This window comes from Streptomyces tricolor (assembly GCF_002155905.1).
GTDB classification, from domain to species: domain Bacteria; phylum Actinomycetota; class Actinomycetes; order Streptomycetales; family Streptomycetaceae; genus Streptomyces; species Streptomyces tricolor.
Genome location: NZ_MUMF01000464.1, coordinates 1 through 15,848 on the forward strand (window position 1 = coordinate 1; position 15,848 = coordinate 15,848).

Sequence of the window (15,848 nt, forward strand, 5' to 3'; positions counted from 1 at the left end):
GCGGGTACGACGGCTGCGGCGGGTCGTAGGACATCCCGGGGCTCCTTGCGCGGCTCGGGTCCGTGGCGGCGGACCGCAGGGAGGTGGGGGAACTGGGCCACGCACGCTACTCGCGCGCCGCGGACCGCGCGGCGTTTTCACCGAACTGGCCGGTCGGTATGCGCTTACCTCGGGAAAACCGGTCCGACCTGGGGTGTTACCCGCGGTTAACCCGCCGGGTCCTCCAGTACCGGGAACCGCCGGGGTGCCACCAGCAGCAGCACCACGAACGCCACGGCCGCCGCGGCGGCCGCCCCGAAGTAGACCGCGTGCACCGCCTCCGCGATCGCCCGCCGGGTCGCCTCCGGGGCCGTGCCCGCGTCCAGTGCCCGGGTGACGGAGTCCAGGTCGCCCGCTCCGCCCAGCCGCGCGGCCAGCACCCCGTTGGCGACGGCGCCGAACAGGGAGGCGCCGAGGGTCTGGCCGGTCTGCCGGCAGAACAGCACCGACGCGGTCGTGGTGCCCCGCTCCGCCCAGCCCACGGTCGACTGCACGCCGATGATCAGCGGCAGCTGGAACAGCCCCAGCGCCCCGCCCAGCAGCAGCATCAGCAGCGTCGGCTGCCACCACGACCCGGGGTACGGCAGGAACGGGAACGCGCACAGGATCAGCGCGCCGAGGCCGATGCCGAGCAGCGCGGTGTCCCGGAAACCGATCCGCCGGTAGATGTGCTGGCTGAACGCGGCGGACACCGGCCAGCTGAGCGTCCACACCGACAGCACGAACCCGGCGGCCACCGGCGCCAGCCCGAGCACCGACTGGGCGTACGTCGGCAGGAACACCGTGGGCGCCACCATCAGCAGCCCCAGCGCGCCGAGCGCCAGATTGACGGCGGCGATGGTCCGGCGCCGCCACACCCACCCCGGAATGATCGGCTCCGCGGCCCGTCGCTCCACCCGCACCACCACGGCGGCCAGGGCCAGGCCCGCGCCGAACAGGGCCAGCGACGGCGCCGACAGCCACGGCCACGCGACCCCGCCCTGCACCAGCGCGGTCAGCAGCACCCCGCCGCACGCGAACACCGCGAGCGCGCCGGCCCAGTCCACGCGCGCGTGGCGTGCCGTCTCCCGCTGCGGCTCGTGCAGATGACGGACGATCAGCCACAGCGCGGCGGCGCCGATCGGCAGGTTGACCAGGAAGATCCAGCGCCAGTCGGCGTACGCGGCGAGCACCCCGCCCAGTCCGGGCCCGGCCACCGCGGACACCGCCCACACCGTGGACAGCTTGGACTGGATCTTCGGGCGCTCCGCCAGCGGGTACAGATCGGCGGCCAGCGTCTGCACCGTGCCCTGCAACGCCCCGCCGCCCAGGCCCTGCACGATCCGGAACGCGATCAGCGCCCCCATGTTCCAGGCCACCGCGCACAGCAGCGAGCCCAGCAGGAACACCGCCGCGCCCACCACCAGCACCGGCTTGCGGCCGAAGGTGTCGGACAGCTTGCCGTAGACGGGGAGGGTGACGGTGACGGCGAGCAGATAGCCGGAGAACAGCCAGGAGAAGACGGAGAAGCCGCCGAGGTCGCCGACGATCTGCGGGACGGCCGTGGAGACCACGGTGGAGTCGAGCGCCGCCAGGGCCATCGACAGCATCAGCGCGGCCACCACCGCGCCCCGCCGCCGGGTGTCCTGCCGCCGGTCGGCTCCGCCGCGTATCGCCGGTGTCGTGCTCCCCACCGCAACCCCTCCCCGAGCTTCCCGCCGGAAGCTACCCAGGTGCCCCCTGCACCTATGTACGCCGTGTCAGCTTCCCACGCACGGCGGGCTTGAGCCTGACGCGGCGGAAGGGTGGAGGCTGTGCGCGCCGAAGGGTGGAGCCGACCCCGAGAACGGCTCCGCCCGACGGTGGAGCACCCCTAGGGGTTCCTCCGTACTACGGCTGGGGGAGGGCTCGTCCCGGCGGAGGACGATTCCGGCCGGGGCCGGTCCTTAACCTGGCTTTACGCCGCTGGGGGGCGGCGGACCGCACCGGCGAGGGTGGGGTTTTCCCCCCGCGAAGACGGGGCTCCGCACCAGCGCGCGACGCCCTCGCCGACCGCGAGACTCATCGACGTACCCAGAACGACGTCCCGGAGCACCGGGTGCTTCGCATCGACCTGTCAACCGACATAGGAGACATACCGTGACATCGGCTGTGACCATCACCAGGCACGGGGGCACTGGAGGGCGTACGGCCGTTGCCGCGCGGGCGCGGCAGGTCGTGAAGGCGTACGGATCGGGCGAGACCCGGGTCGTCGCGCTGGACCACGTCGACGTGGACATCGCCCGGGGGCAGTTCACCGCGATCATGGGCCCCTCCGGGTCCGGCAAGTCCACCCTGATGCACTGCCTGGCCGGCCTGGACACGGTGACGAGCGGTCAGATCTACCTCGACGAGACCGAGATCACCGGCCTGAAGGACAAGAAGCTCACCCAGCTGCGCCGCGACCGGATCGGCTTCATCTTCCAGGCGTTCAACCTGCTGCCGACGCTGAACGCCATCGAGAACATCACGCTGCCCATGGACATCGCCGGCCGCAAGCCCGACCGGGCCTGGCTGGACCGGGTGGTGGAGACCGTCGGGCTCGCCGGCCGTCTCAAGCACCGCCCCACCCAGCTCTCCGGCGGCCAGCAGCAGCGCGTCGCCGTCGCCCGGGCGCTCGCCGCCCGCCCGGAGATCATCTTCGGGGACGAGCCGACCGGAAACCTCGACTCGCGCGCGGGCGCCGAAGTCCTCGGCTTCCTGCGCCGCTCGGTGGACGAACTCGGCCAGACCATCGTCATGGTCACCCACGACCCGGTCGCCGCCTCCTACGCCGACCGCGTGCTCTACCTCGCCGACGGCCGGATCGTCGACGAGATGTACCAGCCGACGGCCGATCAGGTCCTGGACCGCATGAAGGACTTCGACGCCCGGGGGCGTACGTCATGACCGTCCTGAAGACCTCGATGCGCAACTTCTTCGCGCACAAGGGCCGCATGGCGCTGTCGGCGGTCGCGGTCCTGCTGTCGGTGGCGTTCGTGTGCGGCACGCTCGTGTTCACCGACACCATGAACACCACCTTCGACAAGCTCTTCCAGGCCACCTCCTCGGACGTCCAGGTCAGCGCCAAGGGCTCCTCCGACACCGGGGAGACCACCTCCCGCACCGGCAAGCCGCCCGTGCTGCCGGCCTCCGTGGTCGGTGAGATCCGCACGGCGCGGGGCGTGAAGGCGGCCGAGGGCACGGTGTTCTCCACCTCGGTGACCGTCGTCGACGGCGACAAGGACAAGCTGTCGCCCAGCAGCGGCGCGCCCACCATCGTCGGCAGCTGGAACCGCAACGACGCCCGCACCATGGAGATCGCCTCCGGTACGGCGCCCAAGGGCCCCGACCAGGTGATGGTCGACGCCGACACCGCCGACAAGCACGGCCTGGAGATCGGCGACGAGATCAGCGTGATCACCGCCGTCGGCACGCACCACGCGCGCGTGTCCGGCACCGCCGCCTTCAAGGTCACCAACCCCGGCGCGGCCATCTTCTACCTGGACACCAGGACCGCCCAGCAGACCCTCGTCGGCCGCACCGGCGTCTACACCAACATCAACGTCACCGCCGCCGCCGGCGTGACCGACGCCCAGCTGAAGAAGAACGTCACCGCCGTCCTCGGGCACGACTACAAGGTGCAGACCGCCAAGGAGGTCGCCGACGCCAACCAGAAGGACGTCCAGAGCTTCCTGAACGTCATGAAGTACGCGATGCTCGGCTTCGCCGGGATCGCCTTCCTGGTCGGCATCTTCCTGATCATCAACACCTTCTCCATGCTGGTCGCCCAGCGCACCCGCGAGATCGGCCTGATGCGCGCCATCGGCTCCTCCCGCCGGCAGATCAACCGGTCCGTGCTGGTCGAGGCGCTGCTGCTCGGCGTGCTCGGCTCCGTGCTCGGCGTCGGCGCGGGCATCGGCATCGCCGTCGGCCTGATGAAGCTCATGGGCCAGATGGGCATGCACCTGTCCACCGACGATCTCACCGTCGCCTGGACCACCCCCGCGCTCGGCCTGCTCCTCGGCGTGGTCGTCACCGTCCTCGCCGCCTACCTGCCCGCCCGGCGCGCCGGCAAGGTCTCCCCGATGGCCGCCCTGCGGGACGCGGGCGCCCCGGCCGACGCCAAGGCCGGAGCCGTCCGCGCCGTCCTCGGCCTGCTCCTCACCGGCGCCGGCGGCTGGAGCCTGTACGTCGCCGCCACCGCCGACAAGGCCAAGACCGGCTCGGGCTGGCTGGGCCTGGGCGTGGTGCTCACCCTGATCGGCTTCGTCGTCATCGGCCCGCTGCTCGCCGGCGGCCTGGTCCGCGTCCTCGGCGCGGTCCTGCTGCGGATCTTCGGACCCGTGGGCCGGATGGCCGAGCGCAACGCGCTGCGCAACCCGCGCCGCACCGGCGCCACCGGCGCCGCCCTGATGATCGGCCTCGCCCTGGTGGCCTGCCTGTCGGTGGTCGGCTCCTCCATGGTGGCCTCGGCCACCGATCAGCTGGACAAGACCGTGGGGGCGGACTTCATCATCCGCAGCGACCAGGAGAACGGGCTCGTCGCCCGGCAGGCGGTGCAGGCCGTCAAGGGCACCCCGGGCCTGAAGCGGGTCACCGAGTACAAGTGGACCGAGGCCGCCCTCACCACCCCGGACGGCCGGCGGCTGCCGAACACCGCGGTCATGGCCGTCGACCCGGCCTATGCGACCGACGTACGGACCGAGACGGTGGCCGGCGACGTGCGGGACGCCTACCGGATCGACTCGATGTCGGTGCCTGAGAAGTTCGCCGACGACCACGGCATCCGGCTCGGTTCCACGATCACCGTCGCCTACGAGGACGGTCGTACCGCCCGCCTGACGGTCCGCGCGATCACCCGCAGCGACACGCTCATCGACGCCGGTGCGATGTACACCTCCATCGACACGCTCGCGAAGTACATCCCCGCCGACAGAATGCCGCTCGACGAGATGGTCCTGGCCACCGCCGCGGAGGGACAGGAGGCCGCCGCGTACAAGGCGCTCAAGGCCGCGCTGCACGACGACTTCCCGCAGCTGACAGTGCGTGATCAGACCGACTACAAGCAGGAGCTGAAGGACCAGGTCGGCCAGCTGCTCAACATGATCTACGGCCTGCTGGCACTCGCGATCATCGTCGCGGTCCTCGGTGTGGTGAACACCCTGGCCCTCTCCGTGGTCGAGCGCACCCGGGAGATCGGCCTCATGCGGGCCATCGGCCTCTCCCGCCGCCAGCTGCGCCGCATGATCCGCCTGGAGTCGGTGGTGATCGCCGTCTTCGGCGCGCTGCTCGGTCTCGGCCTGGGCATGAGCTGGGGCGCGACCGCCCAGCAGCTCCTCGCCATGGAGGGCTTGAAGATCCTTGAGATCCCGTGGCCGACGATCACCGGTGTCTTCATCGGCTCCGCCTTCGTGGGCCTGTTCGCCGCCCTGGTGCCGGCGTTCCGGGCGGCCCGGATGAACGTGCTGAACGCCATCGCCACCGACTAGGCACGCGGGCCGGACCAGCCGGTTGCCGAGAGCGCCGGACGGCGGGACGCGGAAGGAAACTTCCGCGCCCCGCCGTCCTTGCGTGCCCCCGCCCTGGCGACCGGCGGCGGACGCCGGTGGGTGCCGGTGGGTGCCGGTGGATCAGCCGGCGGCGCTGACCGCGTCGTAGTACGTCTTCGCGGTCTTGCGGCAGGCCGCCTTCAACCGCTTGCGCTCCGAGGGCGGCAGGGGGTCCGCCCACGGCTTGTAGTCGCACGCGGTGTACAGGTCCCTGAGGAGGGCCTTGTCGACGCGCTTTTTGTGGCCGTTCTTCTTGAAGTAGTAGTTGCCGATGAGGCCCTTGTAGTTGCGGTAGCCGAAATCGTGCCGCCAGCACCCCATCTTGAAGTTGTACCCACCGGGCAGTGTGTCCGGGGAGTTGCTGCAGTAATCGGTCTTCCAGTTGAACTTGTACTTCTCGATCGACTGCTTGTGCGCCATGTGCTGATTCATGGCGTCCAGCCACCTGCCCTGCGAGGCGTAGGAATCCTCGGTGAGATTCTTCAGCTTGGACAGCTTCTGTGCCTTCGTCACAGATGCGGTCGCCGAAGACGGAACGGCTCCGCCGGATGCTGAATCCGCCAGCGCGGGCGTGACTCCGATGGCGAGAACTGCTCCTGAGAGGGCTATTCCGGACAGCGTGGTGCGCAACTTGGTCAAGGCTGCTTCCTTCCCGTGGAGGACGGCGGTGATCTTGACATGTCCGCCCCGTGCGGGCAATCGCCTTTCCCTCGGGCGCGCTCCAGGAAAAATCGGAACGCGCAATTCCACGCCTCTCATCTCGCCTTTTGCGTGTGGATGAGTCGCTATACCACTCTCGCTATACGGTGTGGAGGAAGTGATTCCGGATGTCGTCGACGGCGGGTGGCCAACCTCAGATCTTGCTCAAACAGACGCTGTGCAAGGCCGATGCGCGGCTAGCCTTCGAAGGGGTATCTGGGCCGATATGCGTCGGCAACGAGCGATCCGGGAGTCATGGTGCAGCGTCATCGACGGGGGATGATCTGGACGTGTGCCGAGCGTGGAGAAAATCCTGCCGAAAAGCTGGAGCAAGTGGTGGGGCGGGCCGTCCGTGAATGCCGTGGCAGAACCGGAATGACCCAGGCGCGGCTGGCGGAACTCTCCGGATTGACCCAAGCGGCGATCTCCCGGCTGGAACACGGAAGATGCATGCCGACTTTCGCCTTGCTGGAACGGATCGCCGGGGCCTTCGGCTCGGCCCTGCTCGTGTCGGTCGAACCGGGGCGCGGCGTGACGGTCGCTTTCGCCGGCAGCGGCGAAGCGGCCTGACGGCGCGGACTCGCGCGCCGGGCGCCGGGCGCCGGGCGTCGGGCGCCGGGCTCCGCCCGTGCCGGCGACAGCTCCGCCGGGGCGCATGCGCCCGGCCCGGCGGCGCAAAGGGCACCCGGGGAAAGCGGCCGAAGCCGTCCGAGCGCCGCGCCGCCGCCGTCGGCGTCGTAGGCTGGGCAGCCCCGGCCCGTGAGACGTGTCGGGCTGTCTGCGTTGCCCCCGCCCGGATGGAAGCCCCCATGAGCCTGCACGGTCTGCTCGACGCCGTCGTCAAGGACCCCGCCCTCGCGGAAGCGATCAGCGCGGCGGCGGACGGCAACCGCCCGCACGTCGACCTCGTCGGTCCCCCGGCCGCCCGCCCCTTCGCGGTCGCCGCCCTGGCCCGCGAGGCCGGCCGCCCGGTCCTGGCCGTCACGGCGACGGGCCGCGAGGCCGAGGACCTGGCCGCCGCCCTGCGCTCCCTGCTGCCCGAACAGGGCGTCGTGGAGTACCCCTCCTGGGAGACCCTCCCGCACGAGCGGCTCAGCCCGCGCAGCGACACCGTCGGCCGCCGCCTCGCCGTCCTGCGCCGCCTGGCCCACCCCAGCCCGGACGACCCCGAGACCGGCCCCGTCTCCGTCGTCGTGGCCCCCGTGCGCTCTGTGCTCCAGCCGCAGGTCAAGGGCCTCGGCGACCTGGAGCCGGTGGCCCTGAGAACCGGCCAGAGCGCCGATCTGAACGACGTCGTCGAAGCCCTCGCCGCCGCCGCGTACGCGCGCGTGGAGCTGGTCGAGAAGCGCGGCGAGTTCGCCGTGCGCGGCGGCATCCTCGACGTGTTCCCGCCCACCGAGGAACACCCCCTGCGCATCGAGTTCTGGGGCGACGACGTCGAGGAGATCCGTTACTTCAAGGTCGCCGACCAGCGCTCCCTCGAAGTCGCCGAGCACGGCCTGTGGGCGCCTCCGTGCCGCGAGCTGCTGCTGACCGAGGACGTCCGCGCACGCGCGCGTGCCCTCGCCGAGGACCACCCGGAGCTGGGCGAACTCCTGAACAAGATCGCCGAGGGCATCGCGGTGGAGGGCATGGAGTCCCTCGCCCCGGTCCTGGTGGACGACATGGAGCTGCTGCTCGACGTGCTGCCCAAGGGCGCCATGGCCGTCGTCTGCGACCCGGAGCGGGTCCGCACCCGCGCCGCCGACCTCGTCGCCACCAGCCAGGAGTTCCTCCAGGCGTCCTGGGCGGCCACCGCGGGCGGCGGCGAGGCCCCCATCGACGTCGGCGCGGCCTCCCTGTGGTCCCTCGCCGACGTCCGCGACCGCGCGCGCGAGCTGGGCATGATGTGGTGGTCCGTCTCGCCGTTCGCCGCCGACCTGGAACTGGAGGCGGACACCCTCAAGCTCGGCATGCACGCCCCCGAGACCTACCGCGGCGACACCGCGCGGGCCCTCGCCGACACCAAGGGCTGGCTCGCCGACGGCTGGCGCGCGGTCTTCGTCACCGAGGGCCACGGCCCGGCCGCCCGCACGGTCGAGGTGCTCGGCGGCGAGGGCATCGCCGCCCGCCTCGACTCCGACCTCGGCGAGCTGAGCCCGTCGCTGGTGCACGTCTCCTGCGGGTCGATCGAGTACGGCTTCGTCGACCCGGCACTCAAGCTCGCCGTCCTCACCGAGACCGACCTGTCCGGCCAGCGCACCGCGACCCGCGACGGCGCCCGGATGCCGGCCCGCCGCCGCAAGACCATCGACCCGCTCACCCTGGAGCCGGGCGACTACATCGTCCACGAACAGCACGGCGTCGGCCGCTACATCGAGATGGTGCAGCGCACCGTGCAGGGCGCCACCCGCGAGTACCTGGTCGTCGAGTACGCGCCCGCCAAGCGCGGCCAGCCCGGCGACCGGCTGTACATCCCGACCGACCAGCTGGAGCAGATCACCAAGTACGTCGGCGGCGAGGCGCCCACCCTGCACCGCCTCGGCGGCGCGGACTGGACGAAGACCAAGGCCCGCGCGAAGAAGGCCGTCAAGGAGATCGCCGCCGACCTGATCAAGCTGTACAGCGCGCGCATGGCCGCCCCCGGCCACGCCTTCGGCGCCGACACGCCCTGGCAGCGCGAGCTGGAGGACGCCTTCCCCTACGCCGAGACCCCGGACCAGCTCACCACCATCGCCGAGGTCAAGGAGGACATGGAGAAGTCGGTCCCCATGGACCGCCTGATCTGCGGCGACGTCGGGTACGGCAAGACCGAGATCGCCGTGCGGGCCGCCTTCAAGGCCGTACAGGACGGCAAGCAGGTGGCCGTCCTCGTGCCCACGACCCTGCTGGTGCAGCAGCACTTCGGCACGTTCTCCGAGCGGTACGGGCAGTTCCCGGTGAACGTACGGGCGCTGTCCCGGTTCCAGACCGACACCGAGGCCAAGGCGGTCCTGGAGGGGCTGAAGGACGGCTCGGTGGACGTCGTCATCGGCACCCACCGCCTGTTCTCCTCCGAGACCAAGTTCAAGGACCTCGGCCTGGTCATCGTGGACGAGGAGCAGCGCTTCGGCGTCGAGCACAAGGAGCAGCTGAAGAAGCTCCGCGCCAACGTCGACGTCCTGACCATGTCCGCGACCCCGATCCCGCGCACCCTGGAGATGGCGGTCACCGGCATCCGTGAGATGTCCACGATCACCACGCCCCCGGAGGAGCGCCACCCGGTGCTCACCTTCGTCGGGCCGTACGAGGAGAAGCAGATCGGCGCCGCCATCCGCCGGGAGCTGCTGCGCGAGGGCCAGGTCTTCTACATCCACAACCGCGTCGAGTCCATCGACCGCGCGGCGGCCAGGCTGCGCGAGATCGTCCCCGAGGCGCGCATCGCGACGGCCCACGGCCAGATGTCCGAGTCGGCGCTGGAGCAGGTCGTGGTCGACTTCTGGGAGAAGAAGTTCGACGTGCTGGTGTCGACCACGATCGTGGAGTCCGGCATCGACATCTCCAACGCCAACACGCTGATCGTGGAGCGCGGCGACACCTTCGGCCTGTCCCAGCTGCACCAGCTGCGCGGCCGGGTCGGCCGGGGCCGCGAGCGCGGCTACGCGTACTTCCTGTACCCGCCGGAGAAGCCGCTGACCGAGACCGCGCACGAGCGTCTCGCGACGATCGCCCAGCACACGGAGATGGGCGCGGGCATGTACGTCGCGATGAAGGACCTGGAGATCCGCGGCGCCGGCAACCTGCTCGGCGGCGAGCAGTCCGGGCACATCGCCGGCGTCGGCTTCGACCTGTACGTCCGCATGGTCGGCGAGGCGGTCGCCGACTACCGGCGGCAGCTGGAGACCGGCGAGATCGAGGAGGAGCCGCCGCTCGAGGTCAAGATCGAGCTGCCGGTCGACGCGCACGTCCCGCACGACTACGCCCCCGGCGAGCGGCTGCGCCTCCAGGCGTACCGCTCGATCGCCTCCGCCAACTCGGAGGAGGACATCAAGGCCGTCCGCGAGGAACTCACCGACCGTTACGGCAAGCTGCCCGAGCCGGTGGAGAACCTGCTGCTGGTGGCCGGGCTGCGGATGCTCGCGCGCGCGTGCGGCGTCGGCGAGATCGTCCTCCAGGGCACCAACATCCGCTTCGCGCCGGTGGAGCTGCGCGAGTCGCAGGAGCTGCGGCTCAAGCGGCTGTACCCGGGCACGGTCATCAAGCCGGCCGTGCACCAGGTGCTGGTCCCGCGCCCGAAGACCGCGAAGGTGGGCGGCAAGCCGCTGGTCGGCCGCGAACTGCTGGCCTGGGTCGGCGAGTTCCTCACCTCGATCCTGGGCTAGCGGCCGGTGCACGGGAACGGGAACGGAGACGGCGTCCAGGACGGGGCCTGGGCCGAGGGCGGGTACGGCGACGGGGGCGCGCGTGCGGATCGGTGAGCTGGCCGAGGCGACCGGGACGACGCCGCGCGCCCTGCGCCACTACGAGCAGCAGGGCCTGATCACCTCCGCGCGCGCCGCCAACGGCTACCGCGTGTACGACTCCGGTACGGCGGTCCGGGTCCGCAACATCCGCCGGCTGCTGGAGGCGGGCCTCACCCTGGACGACGTACGCGTGTTCCTGCCCTGCCTGGACGGCGATGTCATCGCCGCCCCCGCCTCCGCCAAGGGCCTGAAGGTCGCCCAGGACCGGCTGGCCGTCCTCGACGCCCGCATCGCGGCCCAGACGGCGATACGCGACCGCCTGGCGGCGGCTCTGCGGGAGGCGGGCGGGGCCGTCTGAGGGCGGCTCTGGGGAGCCTGCGCGCTTCTGAGGGCGAGGCAGGGGGCCTGTGAGGACGTCTCACGGCGTCCGAGGGCGGCTTCGGGGAGCCTCTGAGCGTCTGACGGCGCGGGCGGGGGAGCCTCTGAGCGTCTGAGGCGAGGCCGGGGAGCCTGTGAGGTCGTCCGACGGCAGGGGCGGGAGCGTGTCCCGGCCGGCCGCCGTCAGGCCGTCAGGCCACGACCGCTCCGCCGTCCACGGGCAGCACCACCCCCGTCACGAACGACGCCTGCGGGGAGGCGAGCCGGGTGATGGCCCAGGCGACCTCCTCGGGGCGGCCGATCCGGCCGAGCGGGGTGTGGTCGAGCTGCCACCGGCGCAGGGCGGCGCGCTGCTCGGGGCTGTAGCCGGAGTGGTCGGCGATCGGCGTCTCGATCGCGCCGGGGGCCACGGCGACCACCCGGATGCCGTGCGGCGCCAGCTCCACCGCCCAGCTGCGGGTCAGCACCTCCAGCGCCGCCTTGCCCGCCGCGTACAGGGAGTTGCCGGGCCAGGCGCGCTGCCCCACCGAGGTCGTCACGTTCACCACCACGCCCCGGCGCTCCGTGAGCGCGGGCAGCGCGGCCTGCGTGAGCAGCACGGGCGCGAGGAGGTTGGTCTCCAGCAGCGGCCGTACCGACGCGCGCGTGTAGCCGCCCAGCGAGTCGGTGGTGACGACGCCCGCGTTGTTGACGAGCACGTCGATCCGGCCGTACCGCTCCAGGGCGGCCCGTACGACGGTCCCGGGACCGTCCTCGGCGGTCAGGTCGGCGGGCAGGGGCGTGATGCCGGGGTGGCCCTCGGCGGTCTCGGCCAGGGGCGCGGCCCGGCGGCCGACGGCGACGACCCGGGCGCCCTCGGCGGCGAACGCGCGCGCGGTGGCCCGGCCGATACCGGTGCCGGCTCCGGTGACGAGGACGATACGGGGGTCCTGGGAGTGGCTGTTCTCGCTCATGCCGGGATCGTCGGACCCTGACGCCAGTGACAAGGTCAAGCACGGCCGACGGCACGCACTCACGAACGCGCCGAGATTGTCCGGTAATTGCCTGATTGACTCCCATGTGGTGTGCGCCGACGGGAAGTTACCGTGGTGAGCGGAACGATCCGCCCCCCACCCGAGGTGCGGACCAGGGCGAGCGAGAGGGACGTACCGTGACGCGTCTGAGGGGCGGCGGAGCGGTCACCGCCGCGGCCGTGACCGTACTGGCCGTCGTGACCGGCTGCACGGACACGCACACCGGCGGCGGCCTGGGACCGGAACCCGTCGGCCGCGGGGGCGCGGCCCTGACCGCCGTCGACTCACTGACCGTCAAGGGGCGCGCTCCCAGGACCGGTTACTCCCGGGAGCGGTTCGGCACCGCCTGGGCGGACACCGACTCCAACTCCTGCGACACCCGCGACGACATCCTCAAACGCGACCTGAAGGAGGTGAGGTTCACCGGCGGCACCTGCAAGGTCTCCTCCGGTCTGCTGGACCCCGACCCCTACTCCGGCAAGGACATCACCTACCGGCGGGGCCGCAGCAAGGTCGACATCGACCATGTCGTCGCCCTGTCCGACGCCTGGCAGAAGGGCGCCAGGTACTGGGACCCCGGCAAGCGCATAGCGCTGGCCAACGACCCCCTCAACCTCCTCGCGGTCGACGCGGGCACCAACCGCGGCAAGGGAGACGGCGACGCGGCCACCTGGCTCCCGCCCAACAAGGCCTACCGGTGCACCTACGTCGCCGCCCAGGTCGCGGTCAAGAAGAAGTACGGCCTGTGGGTCACCGCCGCCGAGCGGGCCGCCATGAAGAAGGTCCTCGCCGGCTGCCCGGAGCAGAAGCTCCCGACCGGCGGCAACCCGACCAGGGCACCCGAGCGTTTCCGGGCCCGGTGACCCGCCCGGCGGCCGGGTAAATCGCTGTCTCCCCCTGAGGATCACCGCTTACCGTGACCGGTATGGACATCAAGGTGAGCAGCCTCGCCGAGCGGCCCGACCGGCTGCCGGAGGTACTCGGCATGCCCGACACCTGGCCCGAGTTCGTCACCAACGACCTTGTGGGCAACACCCACTACGGCCGCATCCCCACCGAGCTGCCGGACTACGCGCTGTTCGCCGAGGACGAGGACGGCCAGGTCGTCGCCCACGCCTACAGCGTGCCGTTCGCCCTCGACGTCGAGGGCCGGCGCACGCTGCCGGCCCGGGGGTGGGACCAGGTCCTGGCGTGGGCCTTCGCCGATCTGCGGCGCGGCACCCGCCCGGACACCGTGAGCGCGATCTCGGTCACCATCGCCCCGCACGCCCAGGGCCGCGGCCTGTCGGCCGTCATGCTCTCGGCGATGCGGGACACGGCCCGCGCCCGCGGCTTCCGCGAGGTCGTCGCCCCCGTCCGCCCGAACGCCAAGCACCGCGAGCCGCACACCCCGATCACCGAGTACGCCCGCCGGGTCCGCCCCGACGGACTGCCCGAGGATCCGTGGCTGCGCGTCCACGCCCGGGCCGGCGCCACCATCGACTCCGTCGCCCCGGCCTCCATGACCGTGGCCGGCTCGCTGGAGGAGTGGCGCCGCTGGACCGGGCTGCCCTTCGACACGGCGGGCGAGATCGAGGTGCCCGGCGCCCTGGTCCCGGTCCGCTGCGAACCGGAGCGCGGGTACGCCGTCTACGTCGAACCCAACGTGTGGATGCGGCACCGGCTGTGACCTGACGCCGGGCTTCCGCTCCGGCGCCAGGTCACAGAGGCCGGGGGGGCACTGATGGCCCCCCGGCGGGTCACGCGCCCGACTTGCCCTTCAGGGAGTCCACGACCCGGGTCGTCACCTTCTTCGCGGCGGCGGCACCGTTGTCGCTGCCCGCGGTCGACAGCACGGTGACCACGTCGTTGCCGGAGCGCGCCGCGATCAGCGTGGTGCCGGTCTCCCACGTGCCGCTGGTCAGTGTGATGGTGAAGGCCTCGTCGCCGAGCCCGGCCGTGGACCGGCCCGTCACCTTCACCTTGGCGTGCGTGTCCGTGTCCGTGAAGGTGGCGCACTCGGTCGCGACGGACCGCAGTTCCTTCATCACGGTCTTCGCCGTGCTGCCCTGGAACGCGTCGATCTCCTGGGCCACTGCCTCGGTCTCGTCCTGGTTCGCGTAGTCGTTCTGCGCGAAGGACACGCCGCCCTCGAAACCGGTCACCTGGATCCAGGACGTGCCCAGCAGCCGGGTGCAGTCCGGCTTCGCGGTCTTCCTGCTGGACGGCGTGAGGAACTTGTCGCCGCTGTCCGAGGCGCCGTCGGACTGGAGGGTGAGCCCGGCCGGGAAGGCCGACGCGGGCGCCAGCGCCTTCTTGAGCTGCGTACCGGTGAGGAGACCGGCGTTGGGGTTCTTCGCCTTGGCCGGCTTGGCGCTCGCACCGGAGTCCGGGGAGGAGTCGGACGAGCCGGAGGAGCAGGCGGACAGGGCCAGAGGGAGGGCCGCGACGGCGAGCAGCGTGACGGCACGGGACGAGAGACGCATGACTGACAGTCCTTCAGAGGTGGTGAAACGGGGGTGTGTGAAACGTGGTATGTGGAGCGGAGTGTGTGGAGTGGGGGGTGTGACGGGGGTGTGGATGACGGCGCGTGGGCCGGCGGTGGGGGTCAGGCCTTCTTCCAGTCGCCGCAGCCGCTCGTCTTGAAGTAGGCGTCCGACGGGCTGATGGTCACGACGGCCGTGCCGGTGACGTTGTTGTTCGCGATGATCGAGTCCAGGCCGTGGTCGGCGTCCTTCGTCCGCTCCCAGTAGCAGGAGTCGTCGGCGTTCCCGGTCGACCTGTAGGTGCCCGGCGCGATGTCCGTGCCCACCTTGTACATGCCGCCGTCGCCGTCCATCGAGGAGCCGGGCGTGCCCTTCGCCTTCGGGTCCACGGCCTCCCAGTCCGCGCAGCCACGGGACTTGAACAGCTTGTCGGTGGGCTTGACGGTCACGTAACTCGTGCCGCTGACGTTGTCGTTGGCGAGCATGGAGTCCAGCTCGCCGGAGGCGTCCTTGGCGCGCTCCCAGTAGCACAGGTCGTCGGTGTTGCCGGTCGTGCGGTACGTCCCCGGCTGCACGTCGGAGCCGACCTGGTACTCGCCGTCGCCTCCGAAGGCGGCCTTCTTCTCCTCGGCCGCCTGCGCGCCGTCCGAGTCCTTCTTGCCGCCGGACGTGTGCTCGGCCGAGGCCGAGGAGCCCTTGGCGCCGCCCTTGTCGCCGCCGCCCTTGCCGTCACCGCCGGCGTTGGCGGACACGGCACCGATGACGGCGATTCCCACGACGGCACCGAGCGCGACCTTGGCCTTCATACCCATGGCGAACCCCTCCCCGAGTCGGCGGCCTCCCCCTCCGGTGGCCGCTCGTTCGCTGGGTCAATAAGACCAGAGCCTGTGAACCGAGTCAACACGGTTCACAGGATGAGGGAAGTACACGCCCGTGAACTCAGGGCACTTGTGTACGCCGGTATGCTCGGCGCACCACGGGACGAGGGGAGCAAAGCCGGTGCAGGACAACGCGACAGAGGTGACCGCGGCCGGTATCGCGCGGCTCGCCGGAGTGGGCCGTGCCGCGGTCAGCAACTGGCGCCGCCGGCACGCCGACTTCCCGAAACCGGTCGGCGGCACCGAGACCAGCCCCTCCTTCGCGCTCGCCGAGGTTGAGGCCTGGCTGCGCAAGCAGGGGAAACTCGCCGAAGTCCCGCTGCGCGAACGGGTCTGGCAGCAGCTGGCCGGTCACCCGGACGGCCCGTTGACGGCCCTGGTGCACGCCGGGTGCGCGCTGCTGCTG

At 71.5% G+C, this 15,848-nt stretch carries 13 protein-coding genes; 8 read left to right on the plus strand and 5 right to left on the minus strand.

Features of this window, described 5'->3' with window-relative positions; all coding sequences use genetic code 11:
- Window positions 1-206 precede the first annotated feature (206 nt).
- Entirely contained in the window at window positions 207-1,712 is a 1,506-nt protein-coding gene (locus CCN44_RS29740) for an MFS transporter (protein ID WP_059251007.1), read from the minus strand.
- Between the two features lie 445 nt (window positions 1,713-2,157).
- Between CCN44_RS29740 and CCN44_RS29745 the strand changes: the two genes are divergently transcribed.
- Window positions 2,158-2,946 (plus strand): ABC transporter ATP-binding protein, encoded by a 789-nt coding sequence (locus tag CCN44_RS29745; RefSeq protein ID WP_086701002.1) that lies wholly within the window; start codon window positions 2,158-2,160, stop codon window positions 2,944-2,946.
- Window positions 2,943-5,528, plus strand: coding sequence for an ABC transporter permease (locus tag CCN44_RS29750; RefSeq protein WP_059251011.1), 2,586 nt, complete (start codon window positions 2,943-2,945; stop codon window positions 5,526-5,528). Before CCN44_RS29745 ends, CCN44_RS29750 begins: the two co-directional genes overlap by 4 nt.
- A gap of 141 nt (window positions 5,529-5,669) precedes the next feature.
- Here CCN44_RS29750 and CCN44_RS44580 read toward each other — a convergent pair whose 3' ends face one another.
- A complete protein-coding gene (locus CCN44_RS44580; protein WP_158103167.1) occupies window positions 5,670-6,101 on the minus strand; it encodes a phospholipase A2 in 432 nt (143 codons plus the stop codon).
- Between the two features lie 441 nt (window positions 6,102-6,542).
- On the opposite strand from CCN44_RS44580, the gene CCN44_RS29760 reads away from it, so the two are divergent.
- From CCN44_RS29760 to CCN44_RS29770, 3 genes are all read left to right on the plus strand, one after another.
- On the plus strand, window positions 6,543-6,857 hold the full coding sequence (locus CCN44_RS29760; RefSeq protein ID WP_223283879.1) for a helix-turn-helix domain-containing protein: 315 nt from the start codon (window positions 6,543-6,545) through the stop codon (window positions 6,855-6,857).
- A gap of 239 nt (window positions 6,858-7,096) precedes the next feature.
- Window positions 7,097-10,627, plus strand: a complete 3,531-nt coding sequence (mfd, locus tag CCN44_RS29765) for a transcription-repair coupling factor (RefSeq protein ID WP_059251013.1) — start codon at window positions 7,097-7,099, stop codon at window positions 10,625-10,627.
- Between the two features lie 82 nt (window positions 10,628-10,709).
- Window positions 10,710-11,066 carry a MerR family transcriptional regulator gene (locus tag CCN44_RS29770; RefSeq protein WP_086701005.1) on the plus strand — a complete coding sequence of 119 codons (357 nt, stop codon included), beginning with the start codon at window positions 10,710-10,712 and terminating at the stop codon, window positions 11,064-11,066.
- A gap of 211 nt (window positions 11,067-11,277) precedes the next feature.
- Here CCN44_RS29770 and CCN44_RS29775 read toward each other — a convergent pair whose 3' ends face one another.
- Window positions 11,278-12,039 (minus strand): SDR family NAD(P)-dependent oxidoreductase, encoded by a 762-nt coding sequence (locus tag CCN44_RS29775; protein ID WP_086701009.1) that lies wholly within the window; start codon window positions 12,037-12,039, stop codon window positions 11,278-11,280.
- 197 nt (window positions 12,040-12,236) lie between these two features.
- Between CCN44_RS29775 and CCN44_RS29780 the strand changes: the two genes are divergently transcribed.
- Together CCN44_RS29780 and CCN44_RS29785 are read left to right on the plus strand one after the other, a co-directional pair.
- Window positions 12,237-12,962, plus strand: a complete 726-nt coding sequence (locus CCN44_RS29780) for an HNH endonuclease family protein (RefSeq protein ID WP_086701012.1) — start codon at window positions 12,237-12,239, stop codon at window positions 12,960-12,962.
- Window positions 12,963-13,024: 62 nt separating this feature from the next.
- The gene (locus CCN44_RS29785; RefSeq protein ID WP_189397176.1) at window positions 13,025-13,768 is read left to right on the plus strand and encodes a GNAT family N-acetyltransferase; all 744 of its coding nucleotides are present in this window, start codon (window positions 13,025-13,027) and stop codon (window positions 13,766-13,768) included.
- A 70-nt stretch (window positions 13,769-13,838) separates the two neighbouring features.
- On the opposite strand, the gene CCN44_RS29790 is transcribed toward CCN44_RS29785, so the two are convergent.
- Together CCN44_RS29790 and CCN44_RS29795 are read right to left on the minus strand one after the other, a co-directional pair.
- Window positions 13,839-14,564, minus strand: coding sequence for a hypothetical protein (locus CCN44_RS29790; protein ID WP_086701015.1), 726 nt, complete (start codon window positions 14,562-14,564; stop codon window positions 13,839-13,841).
- A 122-nt stretch (window positions 14,565-14,686) separates the two neighbouring features.
- Entirely contained in the window at window positions 14,687-15,376 is a 690-nt protein-coding gene (locus CCN44_RS29795) for a hypothetical protein (RefSeq protein WP_086701019.1), read from the minus strand.
- Between the two features lie 187 nt (window positions 15,377-15,563).
- On the opposite strand from CCN44_RS29795, the gene CCN44_RS45640 reads away from it, so the two are divergent.
- Window positions 15,564-15,848, plus strand: a 285-nt coding sequence (locus CCN44_RS45640) for a helix-turn-helix transcriptional regulator (protein WP_414820525.1), incomplete at its 3' end; no start/stop codon positions are given.